The sequence below is a fragment of the Aquibium sp. ELW1220 genome (assembly GCF_030398385.1).
Lineage (GTDB): Bacteria > Pseudomonadota > Alphaproteobacteria > Rhizobiales > Rhizobiaceae > Aquibium.
Map to the genome: position 1 here is coordinate 74,831 of NZ_JAOAOQ010000014.1, position 16,301 is coordinate 91,131.

General features: G+C 68.8%; 14 protein-coding genes. 5 read left to right on the forward strand and 9 right to left on the reverse strand.

Features of this window, described 5'->3' with window-relative positions; translation table 11 throughout:
* From N1F91_RS14490 to N1F91_RS14500, 3 genes are read right to left on the reverse strand one after another with little or no spacing between them, the layout of a single operon-like run.
* Positions 1–1,197, reverse strand: a complete 1,197-nt coding sequence (locus tag N1F91_RS14490) for an acyl-CoA dehydrogenase family protein (protein ID WP_289993077.1) — start codon at positions 1,195–1,197, stop codon at positions 1–3.
* A complete protein-coding gene (locus N1F91_RS14495; RefSeq protein ID WP_289993078.1) occupies positions 1,194–3,332 on the reverse strand; it encodes an acetate--CoA ligase family protein in 2,139 nt (712 codons plus the stop codon). Before N1F91_RS14495 ends, N1F91_RS14490 begins: the two co-directional genes overlap by 4 nt.
* 1 nt (position 3,333) lies before the next feature.
* Complete coding sequence (locus N1F91_RS14500) at positions 3,334–4,107, reverse strand: enoyl-CoA hydratase/isomerase family protein (protein WP_289993081.1); 774 nt, start codon at positions 4,105–4,107, stop codon at positions 3,334–3,336.
* Positions 4,108–4,297: 190 nt separating this feature from the next.
* Here N1F91_RS14500 and N1F91_RS14505 point away from each other — a divergent pair, with 190 nt between their 5' ends.
* On the forward strand, positions 4,298–5,272 hold the full coding sequence (locus N1F91_RS14505; protein WP_289993082.1) for a tripartite tricarboxylate transporter substrate binding protein: 975 nt from the start codon (positions 4,298–4,300) through the stop codon (positions 5,270–5,272).
* A gap of 199 nt (positions 5,273–5,471) precedes the next feature.
* Here the strand turns inward: N1F91_RS14505 and N1F91_RS14510 are convergent, their stop codons facing one another.
* Positions 5,472–6,089 carry a TetR/AcrR family transcriptional regulator gene (locus N1F91_RS14510; protein WP_289993084.1) on the reverse strand — a complete coding sequence of 206 codons (618 nt, stop codon included), beginning with the start codon at positions 6,087–6,089 and terminating at the stop codon, positions 5,472–5,474.
* Positions 6,090–6,249: 160 nt separating this feature from the next.
* Positions 6,250–7,191: a LysR family transcriptional regulator gene (locus N1F91_RS14515; protein WP_289993085.1), complete on the reverse strand. Its 942-nt coding sequence runs from the start codon at positions 7,189–7,191 to the stop codon at positions 6,250–6,252.
* Positions 7,192–7,302: 111 nt separating this feature from the next.
* Here N1F91_RS14515 and N1F91_RS14520 point away from each other — a divergent pair, with 111 nt between their 5' ends.
* The 3 genes from N1F91_RS14520 to N1F91_RS14530 are packed head-to-tail and all read left to right on the forward strand — an operon-like array spanning position 7,303 to position 9,197.
* Entirely contained in the window at positions 7,303–8,388 is a 1,086-nt protein-coding gene (locus N1F91_RS14520; protein ID WP_289993086.1) for an LLM class flavin-dependent oxidoreductase, read from the forward strand.
* Between the two features lie 4 nt (positions 8,389–8,392).
* The gene (locus N1F91_RS14525; RefSeq protein WP_289993087.1) at positions 8,393–8,698 is read left to right on the forward strand and encodes a hypothetical protein; all 306 of its coding nucleotides are present in this window, start codon (positions 8,393–8,395) and stop codon (positions 8,696–8,698) included.
* Positions 8,699–8,702: 4 nt separating this feature from the next.
* Entirely contained in the window at positions 8,703–9,197 is a 495-nt protein-coding gene (locus N1F91_RS14530) for a flavin reductase family protein (RefSeq protein WP_289993088.1), read from the forward strand.
* 167 nt (positions 9,198–9,364) lie between these two features.
* On the opposite strand, the gene N1F91_RS14535 is transcribed toward N1F91_RS14530, so the two are convergent.
* Positions 9,365–10,621: a multidrug effflux MFS transporter gene (locus tag N1F91_RS14535; RefSeq protein WP_289993089.1), complete on the reverse strand. Its 1,257-nt coding sequence runs from the start codon at positions 10,619–10,621 to the stop codon at positions 9,365–9,367.
* 157 nt (positions 10,622–10,778) lie between these two features.
* Here N1F91_RS14535 and N1F91_RS14540 point away from each other — a divergent pair, with 157 nt between their 5' ends.
* Positions 10,779–11,546, forward strand: a complete 768-nt coding sequence (locus N1F91_RS14540) for an IclR family transcriptional regulator (protein WP_289993090.1) — start codon at positions 10,779–10,781, stop codon at positions 11,544–11,546.
* A 55-nt stretch (positions 11,547–11,601) separates the two neighbouring features.
* On the opposite strand, the gene N1F91_RS14545 is transcribed toward N1F91_RS14540, so the two are convergent.
* From N1F91_RS14545 to N1F91_RS14555, 3 genes are read right to left on the reverse strand one after another with little or no spacing between them, the layout of a single operon-like run.
* Positions 11,602–13,569 carry a MacB family efflux pump subunit gene (locus tag N1F91_RS14545; RefSeq protein ID WP_289993092.1) on the reverse strand — a complete coding sequence of 656 codons (1,968 nt, stop codon included), beginning with the start codon at positions 13,567–13,569 and terminating at the stop codon, positions 11,602–11,604.
* Positions 13,570–13,571: 2 nt separating this feature from the next.
* Positions 13,572–14,783, reverse strand: a complete 1,212-nt coding sequence (locus tag N1F91_RS14550; RefSeq protein ID WP_289993094.1) for an efflux RND transporter periplasmic adaptor subunit — start codon at positions 14,781–14,783, stop codon at positions 13,572–13,574.
* On the reverse strand, positions 14,780–16,297 hold the full coding sequence (locus N1F91_RS14555) for an efflux transporter outer membrane subunit (protein ID WP_289993154.1): 1,518 nt from the start codon (positions 16,295–16,297) through the stop codon (positions 14,780–14,782). The genes N1F91_RS14550 and N1F91_RS14555 overlap by 4 nt, the downstream gene beginning before the upstream one ends.
* Positions 16,298–16,301 lie beyond the last annotated feature (4 nt).

A 16,301-nucleotide genomic window follows, 5' to 3' on the forward strand; every position in this document is an offset into this window, starting at 1 on the left:
TCAGGACGCCCTGGAGAGGTTGAGGATGCGCTTGCCGATGATGTCCAGCTGGATCTCGGTCGTTCCGGCGTAGATCGTCTCGGCGCGGCTGTGCAGATAGATCGCCTCCATCCGCGCCTTGACGTCGCGAAGCGCCTGGCCTGCGGTCGGCGGGAAGCGGGAGACGACCTCGAAGGCGATCTGGGCGAAGCGCTGGTGCGATTCGGACCAGTAGAGCTTCGGGAAGCTGCCGCGCGGTCCGATCTCCTCGCCCGCCAGCAGGCTTTCCACCAGCGTCTCGACGTGGCCCTTCAGCATCTCGATCTCGACGCGGATCTGCGCCAGCTCGCGCGCGTAGCCCTGCAGGATCGCCAGGCTGCGGGCGTCCGTGCGGCAGGCCGCGATCAGGTGGTCGAGCTCGCTCTCGAAGCGCCAGGCCCGGTACATGCGGTTCGTCGCACGTTCGATCGACAGGACCCGCGTCGCCGCGAGCCAGCCCTCGTCCGGTGCTCCCAGCATGTCGGCCTCGTCGACGATGACGTCGCTGAAGAAGACCTCGCAGAAGGAGCGATCGCCATCCATGGAGCGGATCTCGCGCACGTCGATTCCCGGCCGGTCCATCGGCACGGCAAACAGCACCAGGCCGCGGTGGCGGTCTTCGGGAACGCCGGTGCGGGCGAGAAGCAGGCAGCGCTGCGACTTCGACGCGCCGCTGGTCCAGATCTTCTGGCCGTTGACGCGCCAGCCGTCGGCGCAGCGCTCGACGCGGGTACGGAGACCGGCCAGATCCGAACCGGCGCCGGGCTCGGAAAAGCCCTGGCACCAGATGGTGTCCATGCCGAGGATCGCAGGCAGGAACTCCGCCTTCTGGCGCTCGTCGCCGACGGCGAGCACGATCGGGCCGACAAGCTCCTTGCCGATCGAATTGACCGCGTTGGGCGCGGGCGCGAGCCCGATCTCCCGGTTGGCCTCGAGATGCTCGCGCAGCGTCAGACCGTGGCCGCCATAGGCCGTGGGCCAGGTGATCCCTGCCAGGCCAGCCCTGTAGAGCGCGGCCTCGAAGCGCTTCAGTTCGTCGAGCGTGGCGCGCGGCTCGTGCGCCCGGTCGGTGCGCAGGCGATCGGTCAGGTTTTCCTGCAACCAGCGCCGGGCGTGGGCCGCATAGGCTCCGGGCCTTTCGGCGGAGGGAAGGATGCCCTTCGCGGCGGCAATGGTCATGTCTGGGCCTCATGATGATGCCGTGCTGCGGGAACGATCAGCGCATCGAGCGCGATCACGCCCTGCCCCCTGGGGCGCACGAGCAAGGGGTTGATGTCGATTTCCGCCACATCCGCTGCGTGGCGGGCGGCGAAGCGCGAGAGCGCAGCGATCGTCTCGCACAGCGCCTCCAGATCCGCGTGCGGCCGGCCGCGGGCGCCGTCGAGCAGGGGAAACGCCTTGAGTTCCCTCAGCATCGCGCCGGCTTCGGCCGCCGTCACGGGTGCAAGCCGCAGCGCGGTGTCCTTGAAGATCTCCGCGAACACGCCGCCGAGACCGACCATCACCGCCGGCCCGAAGGTCGGATCGCGCGTGACGCCGAGAATGAGCTCGGTGCCGCCGGAGGTCATGGGCGACACCAGGACGCCGTCGATGCGCGCGCCGGGCGCATGCCTGCGGGCAGCGGCCAGGATCCGGCCGAAGGCCGCGGCGGCCGCCGGGGCGCCCGTCACGTTCAGTTCCACGCCGCCGATGTCGCTCTTGTGCTGGATGTCGGGCGACAGGATCTTCAGCGCGACCGGGCCGCCGATGGTCTCCGCTGCGGCGCTGGCCTCGTCCGGCGTCGTCGCCAGGACGTCCGCGACGCACGGCACGCCGGCTGCGCCGAGGGCTGCCTTCGCCGTCGCCTCGTTGCGGAAGGCGGACGGATCGAGCGGCGCGGCCTCGACGGTTCGAGTTGCCCCGGCATCGTCCGCCCCGGCGCCGATCGTCGCGATCGCGGCGATGCCGGCCATGGCCGCGTCGATGGTGGGGAAGCAGGCGATTCCCATCGATCGCAGTTCGGCGATCGCGTCGGCGGGACCTGGAATGCAGGCCACGATCAGACTGTCGGGATGACGCTCGATCACTCGCGAGAAGGCGGCGGTGAAGACGGTGCGCAGACGCGGAATCTCCATGCCGAGCGCGAGCATCAGGCAGACGACGTTGTTGGCGTCGTCGGTGACGGTCGCCTCCAGAAGCTGCTCCATGATGTCGGGATTGGCCGACATCTGCGCCGTCGCGTCGATCGGGTTGACGGCGGAGGCAAGCGGCAGGGCCGCCTTGATCCGCGCCTGCGCCGCATCCCCGAGCGGCGTGACCGCGACGCCGTTGGCCGAGGCAGCGTCCGCCATCATGACGCCGAATCCGCCCGAGGCGGCGATCAGCGCGACCGAAGGCGCGCCGGCGATCCGCCGCGCGCCGATGGCCTCGATGGCCGCGCCGACCTGCACGAGCGCCTCAAGCGAATGCACCCGGATCGCGCCATAGCGGGCAAAGACCGCATCGAACACCCGGTCGCTGCCAGCGAGGCCGCCGGTATGCGACAGCGCCGCCTTCTGTCCGACTTCCGATGTGCCGATCTTGAGGATGACGACCGGCTTGCCGGCCGCGCGCGCCCGGTCGAGCGCCTGGACCAGGCGCGGACCGTCGCGGCAGGTCTCGAGGCAGCACAGGATCATCGACGTGTCCTCGTCGTCGGCGAGCCAGGCGATGGCGTCGCCGGCCTGCACGTCGGCTTCGTTGCCGGTGGCGATGAAGCGGGCCACGCCCGCGCCGCTGTCTCGCAGCTGGCGTAGCGCCGCACTGCCCACATTGCCGCTCTGCGACACGATGGACACGCCGCCTACGGCGGGCATCTCGTTCTCGAGCGCGACGGAGAAGGTGCCGATCGCCCGTTCGCGCACGCTGACGGAGCCGAGGCAGTTCGGCCCGACGATGCGCATGCCCGAAGTCCTGGCGAGCTCCGTCACCCGGGCCTGCAGCGCCGCGCCGTCCGGGCCGCTTTCGGCGAAACCCGCGCTGAGCACAATGGCAGCGCCAGCGCCTCGGCGCGCCGCAGCCTCGAGGGCGGCGACCGCGGCAGCCCCGGGAACCGCCACCAGAACGAGGTCGGGAGCTTCGGGCAGGGCCTCGATCGAGGCGTAGGACGGCAGACCCTGGATGATGTCCGTCTTCGGATTGACCGGATAGATCGCTCCGGGAAAGCCATGCCTGACGAGCAGGTGCACCGGCCGGCCACCCGTCTTGGTCGGGTCGGACGAGGCGCCCACCACCGCGATCGAGCGCGGCAGGAACAGCGGATCGAGCCTGGGCCGCTCGAAGGTCGGCACGTCCATGTCAGCGACCCTTGAACACCGGCGATCGCTTTTCGAGGAAGGCCGTGCGGGCCTCCAGCGCGTCCTCGGTCCTGGACAGCGCCATGGTGAAGTTCTGCTCCATCCGATAGCCGTCGCGCTGCGGCATTTCCTCGACCATGTTCGAGGTCTGCTTGGCATATTTCATCGCCAGCGGCGCCTTGCCAGCGATTTCCTGCGCCACCGCCATCGCAGTCGGGATCAGGTCCTTCTCGCTCGTGACCTCTTCGATGATCGAGCGCTCCTTCAGTTCGGCAGCCGTCAGGCGGACGCCGGTGAAGAACATCCGCCGCGCGGTCGAGCGGCCGAAGAGTGCGTGCACCATGGCGGCTCCGCCGGCGAGGCCGACATTGATCTCCGGCATGCCGAAGCGCGCCTCCTCGGAGGCATAATAGATGTCGCAGGCGGCCATCAGCCCCAGGCCCGCCCCCAGCGCCACGCCGTTGACGGCCGCGACCACGGGCTTGTCGCACTCGCGGATGGCATTGCCGGTCTCGCGGACGGCGCGGTTGTGCGCCAGGAAGTCGCCGGGACTGTCGGACTTCGGACGATCCTTGAGATCGGCGCCCGCGCAGAAGGTCTTGCCCGCCCCGGTCAGCACCGCACAGCGGATGTCGTCGCGTTGGGAAATCTCGTCGAACACCGCGATGAGTTCGAAGCGCGTGGCCCGGTCCAGCGCGTTCACGGGCGGGCGGTCGAGCGTCACCAGGGCGACCGCTCCGTCGAGTTCCACGCGCACGTTCCTGTGGTCGAACATTCCACCCTCCTCCTGCGGATCTTCGCCTGACCGGTCGGTCAGTCACCCCTTTCATTACCGAGCGCCTTCGGCCTTTGCAACTGTCGCCGACGAAATTTCGGGGCCTTGACTGACCGCCCGGTCAGCCCTACGCTTTCGACAGTCTGCGGGCGATCCAGCCCGCTGCCGATCCAAGGGAGGAGTTCTGGACATGAGCCTTTTCAACCGTAGAACCGCCATGGCCGCGCTGGGCCTGACCGCCAGCATGGTCTTCGCACCGATGACCGCATTTGCCGCGGACGACCCGATCCGCCTGGTCATCCCCTATGGCGGCGGCGGCCTAATCGACGGCCTCGTGCGCGAGATGGCCGACACCATGAGCGCGGAGCTCGGCCAGCCGGTCGTCATCGAGAACAAGCCGGGCTCGAACGGCATCATCGGCGCGGCCTACGTCGCCGCGGCCAAGCCCGACGGCCTCACCTATCTCGTCGGCGCCACCGGCCCGCTGTCGCTGAACGTGCTCCTGCGCAAGAACCTGCCCTTCAGCATGGAGTCGTTCGAGCCGGTCGGAACGATGTTCACCGGTCCGCTGACGATCGCCGTCCCCACCAAGATGGGCGTCGATTCGATCGAGGGCCTGAAGGCCTGGGGCGAATCGGGCAAGCCGCTGCGCTACGCCATGCTCGGACCCGGCAGCGTGACCCATCTCTTCGGCATGGTGCTGCAGGACGTCCTCGGCACCGAACTGGTGCCCGTCGCCTACAAGGCCAATCCCGAGATGATCATCGATCAGATCGGCGGGCAGGTGGAACTGAACTTCGCAACGCCGATCTCGCTGATCAAGCACGTCGAGTCCGGCGATCTGCGGATCATCGCGATCTCCACTGACAAGCGGATGGACCAGTATCCGGACCTGCCGTCGGTCACCGAGCTCGGCTATCCGCAGCTCGTCTCGTCGTTCTGGTTCGGTCTCGTCGCTCCGGCGGGAACGCCGCAGGACGAGAAGGACCGGGTCGCCGCGGCGCTCCAGAAGGCCGTCAGCGTCGAATCGCTGCAGCAGAAGATGATCAATGCCGGCATGACGCCGGAAGTCGGCGGGAGTGACGCGATGAAGGCCCAGCTCGACTGGGACGTCGACTTCTGGGGCGGCGTCATCTCGAAGAACAACATCTCGCTCGACGACTGAGCCTTCGGCCCGTCAGCCCATCGTCGCGAATGAAGGCCCCGCCCGGCGCAACCGGGCGGGGCCTTTCCGCATCCGGCGCCCGCGTTGTCCTAAAGCGTGTCGCGATCGTTCAGAGTCGCTCCGTACGCTTCAGGTCTGTGTTTTCGCGCATGTCTTTCACCCGAAACCGGTGCCCGCTTTCGGGAGACATGCTTTAGCGTCAGCGCTTGTGGAGCCCGCCGAGCAGGATGTCGGCATACTGGTTGACGATCTGCTCCGCGGTCAGGCCCCTTTCCGGATCGTACCAGCGATGCATCCAGTTGATGCCCGACAGAATCAGCCGTCCGGCCATGGCCGGATCCACCGCGTTGAACTCGCCGTTCTCCACTCCTTCGCGGATCAGGTCGCGCAGCCTGCGTTCGAACTGGCGTCGCCGGGCGATGCGCGTTTCGAGCCGGTGACGATCCGGGTCGGACCAGAAGGCGTTGCTGGCGGCGATCCAGGCCGAGCGATGGTCCGAGAAGAAGGTGGTTGCCGCGACCATGAAGGCGCGCACCTTTTCGGTCGCGCTGCCCTGTTCGGGGATGCGCTCCTCCACGAAGGAATACAGTTTCTCCGTGGCTGAAAAGGAGATCCGCGCGTAGATGTCGTCCTTGCTGGCGAAGTGGTGGTAGAGCAGAGCCTTCGACACGCCAGCCGCGCTGGAGATGTCGCGCATCGAGGTCGCCTCGTATCCCTTCTCCGCGAAGATCTTCGCCCCGATCTCGAGCAGCGAGCGGGCGCGATCGCTGGTCTGGGCCTCGGCCGCGCGCGCATCGAGGTCTTCGCTCACGTCCATCGTCATCTCAATGCCCTGTCGCCATGATGCAGGCTGACCGCCTGGTCAGCGACCTTAGCCTCCCGCCCGGACCCGCTCAAGGCGCCCTGTGGCGGGAATCGCCTGCAAGCGCCCGGTGCCCGGCTCTGTCGCGGGCGGCGCCGCGCCTCTGCGCCGAACCTCACGCGCGTCCGCCGACGGTGCTCGCCTCCGGCATTCGCCCGAGCCGCCGCGGCAATTCCGCAACCACATGGTCGAGGAAAACGCGGATCTTGGCGGGTACGTGCGGCGTCTCGAGATAGGTTGCGAATATTCCCTCGTCGAAGGTCGTGTTCGTCACGCGATATTGCGGCAGGACGCGGACGAGCCGTCCGGCCGCGATGTCGGCCGCCACGGTGTAGTCGTCGAGAAGGGCGATGCCGTGCCCTTTCCGCGCGGCGATCAGCAGCACCTGGCCGTTGTTGGTCGCGAAGTTGCTGGGAACCGGCACCTCGATGTCTGCCCCGTCCTGCCGGAACCGCCAGTAGGGCGGATCGGGTCCGAGCCAGTAGGCGAGGCAGCGGTGTGTGGCGAGGTCCAGCGGCGAGGTCACCGCCGGCGCGGCTCCCAGATAGGCCGGAGCAGCGACCAGGATGCGCTGGCTCGACAGGAGGCGCCGGCGCACCAGTCCGCTCTCCTGGGGCGGCGCGATCCTGAAGTCGATGTCGAAGCCGTCCTCGCGCAGGCGGGCCGGCCGTTCAGACAGGTGCAGTTCCACCGTCAGGTCGGGATGCATGGCTGCGAAACTTGCCTGCGTCTGGGCGAGGAAGGTGACGCCGAACATGATGCGCGAATGGACGCGCAGCAGGCCCTTCGGCGCTTCCTGCAGCGCCGAGATTCCCGCATCGGCGCGCGCGACGGAGGCGAGGATCTCCCGCGCCTGCGCCACGTAGGCCTCGCCGGCTTCCGACAGCGCCAGGTTGCGGGTCGAGCGGTGGATGAGCGTGACGCCGAGATGCTCCTCGAGTTCGCTGATCCGCCGCGAGACGCTGGCGGTCGACATGCCGAAGCGCCGTCCGGTCGCCGAGAAGCTGCCACTCTGGGCGGTGGCGACCAGCAGATCCATCGCGCGCAGCTTGTCCATGCCGATCTTTGCATTTTTCGAAAAGGTGACGCTCGAACTTAGTGAATGGTACCGAAATGCGCAACGACCTACCGTCACTCCACCTGATGAATGCCAAGGGAGGTTGATGGTATGGAATTCGGTGTCTTCCTGCTCGCGCAGCAGCGCAGCTACGACCAGTCGTCGTTCGACGTGATCCACAATTCGATCGAGCAGACCGTCGCCGCCGAACAGGCCGGCTTCGACGTTGCGTGGTATGCCGAGCACCACTTCAACAACTATTCGCTTTCGCCCTCGCCGCTGATGCTGTGCGCCCACGCCGCGGCCAAGACCTCCACCATCCGGGTCGGCCCGGCCGTCTGCGTCCTGCCGCTCTACCAGGCGCCGCGCTTCCTCGCCGAAGTCGGACTGGTCGACACGCTGTCGAACGGCCGGCTCGAGCTGGGCATCGGCTCCGGGTACCAGCAGTTCGAGTTCGAGCGGTTCGGCACCGACCTCGCCGAGGCCGGCAAGATGTTTGCCGAATATATGGACCTGATTCCCCTCGCCCTCACCCAGAAAACCTTCGAATATCACGGCAAGATCCTCGACATCCCGCCGAGCAGCCTCAACGTGCGCTGCGTCCAGAAGCCGATGCCGCCCATCTGGGTGACGACGGGCAACCCGGTGGTGCGCGCCCGCGCCATGCGCGAGGGCCACAACCTCTTCATCACCGCCCTGCTCGGCGGCAACGACGCCATCCGCGGCCTGCGCGGCCGGATGGTGGAGGCGGCGGACGCTGCCGGCGTGGACGTCGACGCGACGAAATTCGGCTTCCTTCGCTGCGGCTATGCCAGCACCGACAGGGCCGAGATCGACCGCTATCTCGACAGCGCCCGCTTCGCCCGCCGCCTGTCGGAGAGCCTGCGCGACCGGCGCCAGGAAACGGACGACGGCTATCTCATGCAGGAGGTGCCGCTGCAGCAGGAACTGAGCCTCGACGACATGCGCGAGAACCTGCCCGTCGGCGAGGTCGACCGCGTGATCGACAAGATGCTCGAGGAGATCGAGATCCTGAAGCCGCGCCACATCGCTCTGCAGACCCAGCTCGGCGATTTCGACCAGAAGACGATGCTGCGGCAGATCGAACTCTGGGGCGACCGGATCATCCCCGCCATCAAGAAAGCTCTCGGTACCCCGGCCGAGGCGCCCGTCGCGGCCCGCTTCGCGACGGCCTGAACCGATGGAGATCGTCGTCTCGCGCGAAACGCCGGTGCAGCTCCAGGCGCCGGACGCGTTCGACCGGTTCTCCGTCGTGGTCGGGTCCGGCGTGGGGCCGGACCTGCAGCAGGCTCTGGAGGGGATCGCCAGGATCGAGGGCGGCACCCATGCCTGGGTATTCCCTCAGGCCGTCCGCAGGCTGGCCGCCCGGGCGACCGACAAGGCCTGGAACGACGGGTTCGATGCCATGCTCGCCTTCGCCGCCGATCGCGGCTGGCTGGCGTCCGACGGCGCCATCCGCGCCCATATCGACGTTCGGGAGGGATGAAGAGATGGACCCCACGCGTTTCAGGCAGGCCATGCGCCTCCATGCGGCCGGCGTCTGCATCGTCGCGAGCGGTTCGGGCGAAGAGCGCCACGGCATGACGGTCTCCTCGGTCACCTCGGTTTCGGCCGAGCCGCCCCTGGTGCTCGTCTGCCTCAACCGGAACGCATCCTGTCACGATCCGATCACCGCAGCGCCCGCCTTCAGCGTCAACATCCTGGCCGCCCACCAGACGGAGGTGGCGATGGCCTTCGCCGGGGCGACCGGACTGAGCGGCCCGCGCAAGTTCGAGATCGGCCGATGGACCCAGACGTCGGCGCCGGTGCTCGACACGGCGCTCCAGACCCTGCTGTGCGAACCGGCCGGACGGCACGATGCCGGAACCCATACGATTCTGATCGGCCGTGTGGTGGAAGCCCTCGGATCCGGCGGGGACGGCGCGCTGGTCAATTTCGACGGTGCGATGCGCGAGGTCGCCGCCTCGACCCGCCGGGCCGCCTGACCACAGCGATCGTTCTGGCGCTGACTGCGGCGCATCTCCGATGACGGGGGTGTCGCGTCGATCGCGACCCGCATCCCTGCAACCGGTCCTGCACGTGAGGCCGGACAATCCGTTCGGTGCGGCGCGGAAAGCGCCAGACGTGGACGGCTGTCCGGCCCCGGCACGCTTCAGTGCGGCGATCCGAAGGTCGACGTAATCGCCTCGCCGGGCGCGCCGCGATCCCGGCGCGCGAGAAGCAGGAAGCTTGCGATCGCCAGGCCGCAGGCGACGAGCATCGTGACGGCCATGGGCAACGCCGCGTCTTCGCCGCCAAGACCGACGAGCGGCGATGCGACCGCACCCAGGCAGAACTGGAGGGCGCCGAGGACTGCGGACGCGGTTCCGGCGTTCTTCGGCACCCGGGAGATCGCGAGCGCGCTGGCATTGCCGAACACCAGCCCGTTCGCCGCCACGGCAAGGAACATCAGCGGCATCATCAGCATGGCGCCGCCCCCCGCGAGGATGACACAGCAGAGCGCCAGCGACGCGACCGCCGCGATCCCGAGACCGATCGCCGACAGGCGGCGCGGCGACACACGGCCGACGAGCTTGGCCGACACCGCCCCGAAGACCAGCACGCCGACGGCGTTGACGCCGAAGGCGACGGAATAGGCCGTCGAGGACAGGCCGAGAACCGTCTGGAAAACGAAGGGAGAGGCGGAGATGTAGGCGAACATCACCATGAAGGCGAAGGCCATCGTCAGCGTGTAGCCGAGGTAGACCCGGTTGCCGACAACGGACCGCATCGCCGCGAACTGGGCGCCGAAGCCTGCAGGCGTGCGGCGCTCCGGCTCGAGCGTCTCGTCGATGAAGCGGGCGACGCCGAGATAGGAGATGATCGAGAGAAGGGCGATGACGGCGAGCACCGCCCGCCAGCCGCCGGCCGATACGATGCCGGCCCCGGCAATCGGCGCCAGGATCGGCGCCACGCCGGTGATCATCATCATGAGCTGGAACAGGCGCGCTGCCGCCACGGCATCGGGCGCGCGATCGGCGATGACCGCTCGGGCGAGGACGACGCCCGCCGCTCCGCCCAGCCCCTGCAGGAGGCGAAGCAGGATGAGGGATTCGACGTTGGGCGCCATTGCGCACAGGATACCGGAGAGAACCGCGACGCCCGTGCCGATCAGCAGGGGGCCGCGCCGGCCGAACCTGTCCGAGATCGGGCCGATCAGGAGCTGACCGGCCGCCAGACCGAGCAGGAAGCTGGTGAGTGTCATCTGGATGCCGGCTGCTCCCGATCCAAGATCGGCGGCCATGGCCGGGAAGCCCGGCAGGTACATGTCCGTCGCAAGCGGCGCGACAGCCGACAGAAGGGCCAGGACCAGAATGGCCTTGAGCGCGAGGGGCGAGGGAGAAGAAGTGGATTGTGGACTGGCGGCCATCCGTGCCTCGATAGCGAATGCCCGGCACGACGCTGCGGCCGGGAGATGAGAAGGACCCGCATATATCGCATTGCGGGCTGGTGTATCGCAATGGTATGCAAACGACGCAGGGAAGTGTCAAGACATCCTGGCGCGTGCATGAGAGGCATGAGCAAACATGGAGCCTGAGGACAGGACGGCAGGGATTCAGGTGATTGCGCGGGCGGCGTCGATCATGCGGCTGCTCAGCGAGCATCCGCCCGGACTGAGCCTGAGCGCCATCGCGGCGGAGATCGGCCTGGCGCGGTCGACCGTGCAGCGCATCGTCCAGGCGCTGCAGGCCGAGGGCATGGTGGAACTGGCCGGGCCGCAGGGTGGTTTCCAGCTCGGCCCGACGCTGGCCCAGCTCGTCTACCGCCAGCAGGCCGACATCGTGACGGTGGCGCGCCCGCTGCTGGAGGCGCTCTGCAACGAGATCGAGGAAACAGTCGCGCTCTGCGGGCTGGCAGGCAGCCAGGTGACGACCCTTGATCGATGCGTCGCCGAGCGGACGCTGCGCGTGGTCTTTCCCTTGGGGACGATCCCTCACCCGGCGCATCGCCTCGCCCCCGGCCTGGCGATCCTGTCGGCCTTGCCGGAAGCGCGGGTGACGCAACTGCTCGCGGGCTCGGTTCCGCCGCGGGATCTCGCGGCGACTCAGGCCGAGATCGCGCGCATCAGGACGACGGACCTGGCGCTGGACAGCAGCGACTTCAATCCGGAGCTGGCCGGCTTCGCAGTGCCGCTCCGGAGCGGCTTCGGCGTGCATGCCATCGCGGCCATCGTGCCCGCGGCGCGGGCAGGCGGCCAGGCCGACCGGATCCACGGCGCCATCCTCGCGTGCCGGGACGCCATCGAAGCGAAGCTCGGCGAGCCCGCGACGGCGGCTGCAAGCAGCCGCCGATGACGTTTACCATCGACGGCTGCCCCCAACCCAGGCGCCGGCGAGCCGCCGAACGGCCCTATCCCTTCGCCAGCGCCGCCACCGGGTCGAGCCGGGAGGCGTTGCGCGCCGGCAGGTAGCCGAAGGCCACGCCGATGAGGCTCGAGCAGAGAAAGGCGGCGACGATCGAGGTCGTCGAATAGACCAGGCCGAAGCCGGTATCGAGCAGGGTGAAGACGAGGCCGAAGCCGAGCGCGGCGGCGATGCCCAGGAAGCCGCCGATCAGGCAGACCAGCACCGCCTCGATCAGGAACTGCTGCATGATGTCGCCCTGCCTGGCGCCGACCGCCATGCGCACGCCGATCTCGGAGACCCGCTCGGAGACCGAGACGAGCATGATGTTCATGACGCCGATGCCGCCGACGACGAGCGATATCACGGCGATGGCCGCGATCAGGATCTGCATCGTCTGAGTGGTGCTGGTGATCGTCGCGCGGATGTCGTCGCTGTTGATGATGAAGAAATCCTTCGAGCCGTGCCGGCGCGTGAGGAATTCGGTAACCGCCTGCTCGGCGAGGCCCGTGTCCACGCCGTCGTCGACCTTGACGGTGATGGAGCGCAGCGACATGGAACCGAGGATGCGCGCCTGCACCGTGGTGTAGGGGGTGTAGATCGTCAGGTTCTCGCTGCCGCCCGGGCCGGTCTGGCTCGTTTCGACGATGCCCACCACGCGCAGCGGCACCTTGCCGAGAAGGATCGTCCGGCCGAGCAGGCCGGCGGCATCGTCGCCGAACAGGGCGTCGCGGGCATTCTCGTCCAGCACGGCTTCCTGCGCCATGTCCCGCACGGCTGCGGCGTCGAACAGGCGCCCCTCCACCAGCGTCATGCCCGTGGCGTCGAAATAGCGGTCGCCGACGCCGGTGACCTGCGCATTCGCCTCGACGGAGTCGTAGCGCGCGACGACGGAGGTCGTGACCGCCGGCGTGACCGCCGCCACGTAGGGCTGCCGCGCCAGTGCCTCCGCGTCGTCGACGACCAGGGTGGTGATGCGCCCCGACCGCGTGTCGCCGTAGCTCGTGCCCGCGAATATCTGCAGCGTGCTGGTGCCGAGGCTCGAGATGTTTTCCAGGATCTTCTGCTGCGTGCCCGATCCGAGCGCGACTACGGAGACCACGGAGGCGATGCCGATTATGATCCCGAGCATGGTGAGGAAGGTGCGGAGCCGGTGCGCCCGCATGGCGAGGACGGCCATGCGGAATGCTTCGCGCCCCCGGTTGAGGAGCCCGCGCAGCGCGCCCGCGGCGGCGGCGTCGTCGGCGGCGGCAGGCGCGGCGGCACCCCGCGACGGTGTGCACCGTCCCGAGGTCCTCTCGTCCGAGACGATGACGCCGTCGCTGATCTCGACGATGCGGTCGGCACGGGCGGCGATCGACTTGTCGTGCGTCACGATGACGACCGTCCGGCCCTCGGCGTGGAGTTCGTCGAGGATGCGCAGCACCTCCTGGCCGCTATGGCTGTCCAGCGCGCCGGTCGGTTCGTCGGCGAGGATGACCCGCGCGTCGTTCATCAGTGCACGCGCGATCGAGACGCGCTGCTGCTGGCCGCCCGACAGCTGGCCGGGGCGGTGGGAAGTCCGCTCGGTCATGCCGAGGCGGCCGAGCAGCGCGGCGGCCCTGTCGCGGCGGCGACGCTGGTCGGCCCCGGCATAGATCGCCGGGATCTCGACGTTGCCGAGCGCGGTCAGTTCCGCCAGCAGATGGTAGCGCTGGAAGATGAAGCCGAAATGCTCGCGCCGCAGTTCCGCCAGTTCGTCGGGAGAGAGCGCGGATGCCTCGCGGCCCTGAAGGCGGTAGCTGCCGGCGGTCGGCCGGTCCAGACAGCCGAGAATGTTCATCAGCGTCGACTTGCCGGAACCGGAGGCGCCGACGATCGCCACCATCTCGCCGTCGTCGATGGTCAGGTCGACGTCCTTCAGAACCGCGATGGTGCCCTCGCCCGAGGGATATTCGCGCGTGATGCCCTTCAGCTCGATGAACGGGTCCGCCATGGTCAGAACCCCATCGGCCCGCCGGGTCCGCCGGGCCCCATCAAGGCACCGGAGGACTGCGCGACCGCCACACCGGTGACGACGATGTCGCCTTCGGCCAGACCATCGCGCACCTCGGCCGTGACCTTGTCGTTGAGACCGATCTCGATCCGACGTTCGGAGACCTGCCCGTCCTCGCCGAGGACGCGCACGGCATGGCTGCCGTCGGCGTCGCCTGGCCCCAGCGCGGCGGCAGGCACGACGAGCACGTCGGTCGCGCTGCCGAGCACGATGTGGACCTGCGCGGTCATGTAGGTCCTCAGCCGCCCATCGGCATTGGGAACGTCGAAGATGCCGTTGTAGTAGATGGCTTCGGAGGAGGAGGTCGACGACGTGCTGGTGGTGGACGTGCTGATGCTGGTGTCGTTGCGGATCGATTCGGGAGCCGGCTCGATCGAGGCCAGCACGGCGTCATAGCGGCGGTCGGGTTCGCCGATGATGGTGAACCAGACCGGCTGCCCCGGACGCACCTTGACGACGTCGGCTTCCGAGATCTCCGCCCGCACCGTCATCGTGTCGAGCTGGCCGAGAATGACGATGGTGGGCGTGGACTGGGTGGCGTTGACGGTCTGGCCTTCCTGGCTGACGATCGCCAGCACGGTGCCGTCGATCGGTGCCGTGATCCTGGTGTAGCCGATGTTCGCCTTCGCGGTCTCGATGGCGACCTCGCCCTGCGCGATCAGGGCGTCGAGCGCCTCGATCTGCGCGCGGGTGACCGCCGCGGCCGCAGCGGCGCTGTCGTAGTCGGCCTGCGAGACGGCGCGCTTCTCGATCATCTGCTGCTGGCGGACCAGGGTCTGCTCGTCGAGCGCGAGCTGGGCCTGCTTTTCCAGCCGCTGCGCCTTCACGTTGGCGAGCGCGGCCTGCGACGTCTTCAGCGCGTTGTCCTGGGTCACGGAATCGATCTCGGCGACCAGATCCCCCGCCTTGACGGACTGGCCGAGCCCGACCTTCAGCGCAACGATGCGACCGGACACCTGGGCTCCGACCGCAACCAGCCTGACCGGCTTCAGCGTGCCGGTGGCGAGGACCGATTCCTCGACGTCGCCGCGGGAGACGGCCGACGTCAGCAGCGAGGGCTGCTTTTCGGCGAGGAACCTGTCCCAGATGAACCAGCCGGCCGCGGCGACGGCGAGCGCGAGGCACACGGCCCCGACGAGCCTTCCGATCTTCATGGCTTCCTCCCGACACCCGCTCCAGGCAGGCTGCCAGATTTTGCGAGACGCGGGCCGGCGGCGGCGTCGACAATTTCCGGTTTCGACGCGTCGACGGCCCCGTCCCAGCCGCCGCCGAGCGCCTTGTTGAGCGCGATGTAGTCGATGGTGATCGCGAGTCGGCTCTGGATGAGCGCGTCCTCGGCCGAATAGAGGGAACGTTCGGCCTCGAGCAGTTCGAGAAAGCTCGTCGAGCCCGACTGGTAGAGCGTGCGCGCGAGCGAGGCGCCTTCGCGGTAATGTCCGGCCGAGGCGGCAAGCCGGGCGTAGCGGACCCGCTCCCGGCCGAGCGAGACGATTGCGTTCTCGACGTCCTCCAGTGCGGTCAGGACCGCAGCGCGGAAGGCGACGAAGGACTGGTCGCGCTGCGCACGCGCAACATCGGCTGCGGCCGCCAGCTGTCCGGCGTCGAAGACCGGGATGGTGAGGGTCGGCCCGAACGACCAGCCGATGGAGGAGCCCTTGCCCAGGTCGCCGAGCTTCAGACCGCTGGTCGCGATGTCGCCACTCAGGCTGACCGAGGGGTAGCGGTCGGCCTCGGCCTTGCCGACCAGCGCCGTGGACTGCGCATGCTGGCGCTCGGCCAGACGGACATCGGGCCGCGACAGGAGGATGTCGGCGGGAATGCCGACGGGGATCGGCAGCCTGGGAGCCGGGATCGGCGCCGCTTTCTTCAGGCGATCGATCAGGGCCGCGGGCGGCCGGCCGGTCAGCACGGACAGCCGATGCACCGCCTGGGCATAGCCTGCCTCCAGCGTCGGCACGTCGGCCTCCGTGCTCGCGGCCTGTCCGGAGGCATTGGCCACGTCGACGGCGGACGCCGCGCCGGCCTCCAGCCTCGTGCGGGTCAGCACCACGGTCTCGTGCTGCGAAGCCGCCGTGCGCCGCGCGAGTGCCGCGCGGGCCTGATAGCCCCGCGCCTCGGCGTAGCTGGAGGCGACGTCTCCGATCAGGGTCAGCAGCGTGTTGCGCAGGTCTTCTTCGGCCGCATCCATGCCGTAGCGCGCCGCCTCGACCGTGCGCCGCCTGCCGCCGAACAGGTCCAGTTCCCAGCTGGCGTCGAAGCCGGCCTGGTAGAGGCTCGACTTCGCGCCCGATCCGGACGTGGAGGCTGCGCTTTGGCTGCGCGTCGCCGACGCCGCCCCGTCTGCCGACGGCCAGAACGTTCCGGCGCTCTGGCGGTAGCTGGCGCGGGCCTCCCGGATCCGCGCCCTGGAGGCGGCGACGTCGAGGTTGCCGGCGACGGCCTCCTCGATCAGCGCGTTCAGCGTCTCGTCGCCCAGCCTGCGCCACCATCGGGACAGTTCGGGCGGCTTCGACATGACCGCCCCGCTCGTGGCCGCCCACTGGAACGGCAGTGCCATCTCCGGCCTGTGGTAATCCGGCCCGACGACGCAGCCGCTGGCGAGGGCGGCCATCAGCGCGAGGGCCGGCACGCTTCGCCGCCTTGCGGCGAAGCAAGGCGTGGGCCGCATCTTC

What these genes read in the sequence shown, in the direction of transcription:
- N1F91_RS14490 (WP_289993077.1), bottom strand. Translation starts at nt 1,197, where the DNA reads ATGACCATTGCCGCCGCGAAGGGCATCCTTCCCTCCGCCGAAAGGCCC.
- N1F91_RS14505 (WP_289993082.1), top strand. Translation starts at nt 4,298, where the DNA reads ATGAGCCTTTTCAACCGTAGAACCGCCATGGCCGCGCTGGGCCTGACC.
- N1F91_RS14535 (WP_289993089.1), bottom strand. Translation starts at nt 10,621, where the DNA reads ATGGCCGCCAGTCCACAATCCACTTCTTCTCCCTCGCCCCTCGCGCTC.
- N1F91_RS14500 (WP_289993081.1), bottom strand. Translation starts at nt 4,107, where the DNA reads ATGTTCGACCACAGGAACGTGCGCGTGGAACTCGACGGAGCGGTCGCC.
- N1F91_RS14545 (WP_289993092.1), bottom strand. Translation starts at nt 13,569, where the DNA reads ATGGCGGACCCGTTCATCGAGCTGAAGGGCATCACGCGCGAATATCCC.
- N1F91_RS14520 (WP_289993086.1), top strand. Translation starts at nt 7,303, where the DNA reads ATGGAATTCGGTGTCTTCCTGCTCGCGCAGCAGCGCAGCTACGACCAG.
- N1F91_RS14550 (WP_289993094.1), bottom strand. Translation starts at nt 14,783, where the DNA reads ATGAAGATCGGAAGGCTCGTCGGGGCCGTGTGCCTCGCGCTCGCCGTC.
- N1F91_RS14525 (WP_289993087.1), top strand. Translation starts at nt 8,393, where the DNA reads ATGGAGATCGTCGTCTCGCGCGAAACGCCGGTGCAGCTCCAGGCGCCG.
- N1F91_RS14555 (WP_289993154.1), bottom strand. Translation starts at nt 16,297, where the DNA reads ATGCGGCCCACGCCTTGCTTCGCCGCAAGGCGGCGAAGCGTGCCGGCC.
- N1F91_RS14530 (WP_289993088.1), top strand. Translation starts at nt 8,703, where the DNA reads ATGGACCCCACGCGTTTCAGGCAGGCCATGCGCCTCCATGCGGCCGGC.
- N1F91_RS14515 (WP_289993085.1), bottom strand. Translation starts at nt 7,191, where the DNA reads ATGGACAAGCTGCGCGCGATGGATCTGCTGGTCGCCACCGCCCAGAGT.
- N1F91_RS14540 (WP_289993090.1), top strand. Translation starts at nt 10,779, where the DNA reads ATGGAGCCTGAGGACAGGACGGCAGGGATTCAGGTGATTGCGCGGGCG.
- N1F91_RS14495 (WP_289993078.1), bottom strand. Translation starts at nt 3,332, where the DNA reads ATGGACGTGCCGACCTTCGAGCGGCCCAGGCTCGATCCGCTGTTCCTG.
- N1F91_RS14510 (WP_289993084.1), bottom strand. Translation starts at nt 6,089, where the DNA reads ATGGACGTGAGCGAAGACCTCGATGCGCGCGCGGCCGAGGCCCAGACC.